At 61.0% G+C, this 3024-nt stretch carries 5 protein-coding genes; 3 read left to right on the forward strand and 2 right to left on the reverse strand.

From position 1 onward, the window contains the following. Both truC and DBR30_RS00200 read right to left on the reverse strand, forming a co-directional pair. On the reverse strand, positions 1 to 670 hold a 670-nt coding region (gene truC, locus DBR30_RS00195; protein ID WP_108588140.1), incomplete at its 3' end, for a tRNA pseudouridine(65) synthase TruC. Continuing rightward, positions 667 to 1002: a YqcC family protein gene (locus tag DBR30_RS00200; RefSeq protein WP_005338596.1), complete on the reverse strand. Its 336-nt coding sequence runs from the start codon at positions 1000 to 1002 to the stop codon at positions 667 to 669. The genes truC and DBR30_RS00200, both read right to left, overlap by 4 nt. 276 nt (positions 1003 to 1278) lie before the next feature. Between DBR30_RS00200 and DBR30_RS00205 the strand changes: the two genes are divergently transcribed. The 3 genes from DBR30_RS00205 to DBR30_RS00215 form a co-directional block, all read left to right on the forward strand. Further along, on the forward strand, positions 1279 to 2319 hold the full coding sequence (locus DBR30_RS00205; protein WP_108539929.1) for a DUF3549 family protein: 1041 nt from the start codon (positions 1279 to 1281) through the stop codon (positions 2317 to 2319). A 111-nt stretch (positions 2320 to 2430) separates the two neighbouring features. Beyond that, the gene (locus DBR30_RS00210) at positions 2431 to 2730 is read left to right on the forward strand and encodes a DUF3301 domain-containing protein (protein ID WP_108539927.1); all 300 of its coding nucleotides are present in this window, start codon (positions 2431 to 2433) and stop codon (positions 2728 to 2730) included. 74 nt (positions 2731 to 2804) lie between these two features. Then, positions 2805 to 3024 (forward strand): DUF2789 family protein (locus DBR30_RS00215; protein ID WP_108588141.1); only part of this gene is annotated, 220 nt, incomplete at its 3' end.

The raw sequence follows: 3024 nt of genomic DNA on the forward strand, positions 1-3024 counted from the left end.
GGGTAAAGCTCAGGGTGCGGGCCACCAGCAGCAGCCGTTCGCAGCCAAAATGCTCGCGAAAGAAACGGTTGTGGCGGCCATCCCCGTGGGTGGTGTCGCCCACAATAGGATGGAACAGATGATCCATATGGCGGCGCAACTGATGCTTGCGGCCGGTCTTCGGGAACAGTCTGACCAGGCTGTAACGACTGGTGGGGTGCTTCTTGGAGACCGCGTGGGGCAGCTCGACCTGATGCAGGCACCGGAAGGTGGTGACGGCATCCTGCGCCGGGCGATCCGGGTTGCTCATGGCATCGGCAATCTTGTCCAACTGCTCCTTGAGGGGATAGTCGATCACCCCCTGCTCGGGTGCCCAGCCGCGCACCAATGCCAGATACTCCTTGTGTACCTGACGTTGGGTGAAGGCTTCGGTCAGCGCGCGGGCAATCACCGGATCGAGCGCAAACAGCAGCACGCCGGAGGTAGGACGGTCGAGGCGATGCACCGGATAGACATGGCGACCACCGATGAGATCCCGGGTCATCTGCATGGCAAAACGGGTCTCACCCTTGTCGAGCCAGCTGCGGTGCACCAGCAGACCAGACGGTTTGTTGACCGCCACCAGCCACTCATCCTGATAGAGCAGGGTCAGCTTCAAGTCACTCTCTTCTCGGGTTTGATCTGGCATCATTGTTCGATCACTTTGCCGGAAAGCAGCAGATCGAAGCGGGCGATCAGGCGCAGCAGCGCTTCTGCTTCGGCCAGATCCTCTTTGTAGACTTCGCTGGCCATGGGATAAAGGGAGACGCTGGTGGGCAGTGGCGCCTGCAACATCACCAGCTGCTCCATGCGCGGGATCAGCACGAACTGCAGCCACTGATCAAAGCTCAGGGTATCGACACAAAAAGGCAGGGTGCTTGCCAGGGCTTCGTCACCGGGATGGTCAGCTTGCCAGCGCTCAAGGCGCTGCAACTCGGCGGTGAGTTCCCCCAACAGGCCAGCTACCAGCAAATATTGATTCATCTCGCTCTCTTCCTCATAACCACAAATTGATCCGCCGACCCGACAGGGTCAGCCAGGATGCCGATACATTCAGTCGCACAGCACCGGCGGTTCAGCCGGCTCGTCGACATACACGGCAGCCAGCGCGGCCTGCCGCCGTTAAAAAAGGGCGATACTATACACCTCCCCCCGCATGGCTGCCATGTTGATATCTGCCGCAGCGCACGTCTGCTGCCACTGGCTATCCTCGGCAAGGGCCTTATAATCGGCCCGCATCACCATTAGCCGGATCTCACCATGTCTGCGACGCCAACTGCCATCAATACCTTGACCGAATTTCTGACTCAGGCTGGCACCCAGTTCCAGCTGTTTGACATGGGCCGCCAGGTGCGGCCACTGGCAAGCGATACCTTTGTGCGCATCGAGCAGCAACAGGAGCCCTACCCCTGGCCGCTGCAACAGCACGCTTGGCTGGGTGTGCACTTCTTCCAGCCGAGCGAGTCTCGCCACTACCTCTGGTTCCTCAAGTTTGCCCTCGATGAGCGCGGCCTGCTGATGTCAAATGGCCCCAAGCTGTTCATGGATCAGGTGGTGGAGACCCTGGGCTACAAGCTCACCGGCGATCTGGATGAAGAGAAAGCCCAGCGCTTGGCCGACAATCCCTACACCTTCCGCCCGGCGGAGGCAAAAATGGCCAGTCTGCACGCCAAGCTGACGCGCCAGCTGGAGCAGGCCCCTTCCGCCTATTACGATGCCCTCTGCCACTATCTGGCCGCCCCCAACGACACCGGTTGGCAAACGCTGGGGCTGCAGGGCTTTGCCGATCTGGCCGAGCGACTGCATGATGAGCGCAATCTGGCGCTGATCTGCAAGGCGCTGCCCAAACTGCCGCAAGAGCCGCTCTACGCCCTCTGCCAGAGCCTTGAAAACGCCCCGCTGCCGCCAGCAGTACAAGGCGCCCTGCTCGAGCGGATCGGCAAGGAGCAGGAGTGCGCCGCCCCCAACCCTGAGACCCTGGCCTACCTCTGCCGCGCCATGGCCTCCTGCCCCGGCAGCACGCTGCGCACCAACAAGCTGCTGACCCTGCTGCAAACCCAGCCGAGCCCTGCGCTGCTGCTCGCCATCGCTGGCCGGCTCTGGCCCGATCTGAAAGATGCCAATCTGCTCAGCCACTATCTGGAACAACTGGCACTACAACCGACCCAATTCTTCAATCAGGTTTTTGCCGAGTTGGTCACTTTACCGGCCCTGCGCAATGATATGCTGGCCAGACTGCGTGACCCCGAGCGCAGCGATGCGCTGGGCAAGGCCATCGGCCGTCTGTTTACCTCGGCCTGATCCCTCGCCTCCCCCTCACGCCACGAGGCAACACGGCGGGAAATAGAAAAGGAGATCGGGAGTGCCGAGCAGGACTCCCGGTTATCGACATCACGATAAGGAAGCCCGCCTATGGGAGAGATGCTCGGAATTTTGTTGCTGATTGCCGTAGCCGGCCTGTTCTGGCTGCAACGCCAACAGGCAGAAGTTGCCTGGCAATACATGCGCCGCTACTGCCAGCACCATGATCTGCAACTGCTGTCGCTGGCTCGCCATCGGCGGGAGCTGGCGCGCCATCCCCTGCGGCTGCTGACCCACTATCAGTTTGAATTCTCCAGCGATGGCGAGAGCCACTATCAGGGCACCCTCAAGATGCAGGGGCTGCACGTCGTCGGCGTTGATCTGCCCCCCCATCGCATCCCCTCTGCCTGATCTCCAATCTCGTCTCTGCGCCCGATAGCTGTGCCTGTCTATAATCTCAGGGATTAAACAAAGGGAGAGACGAGATGGAACCCCTTGTCCACGATCTGCCAGCCCTGTTTGCCCAGCTCGGGATGGCCAACGACGAGCTGAGCCTGCACCGCTTTGTGCACGACCATCACCTCGACAATGAGACCCTGTTGCCGGAGGCCGGTTTCTGGAACGCCTCCCAGGCCAGCTTTCTGCGCGATGCCCTGTGGAACGACTCCGACTGGTGCGAGGCGATCGACCAGCTCGATGTGATGC

It is taken from the genome of Aeromonas sp. HMWF017 (genome assembly GCF_003061465.1).
GTDB lineage: Bacteria > Pseudomonadota > Gammaproteobacteria > Enterobacterales > Aeromonadaceae > Aeromonas > Aeromonas veronii.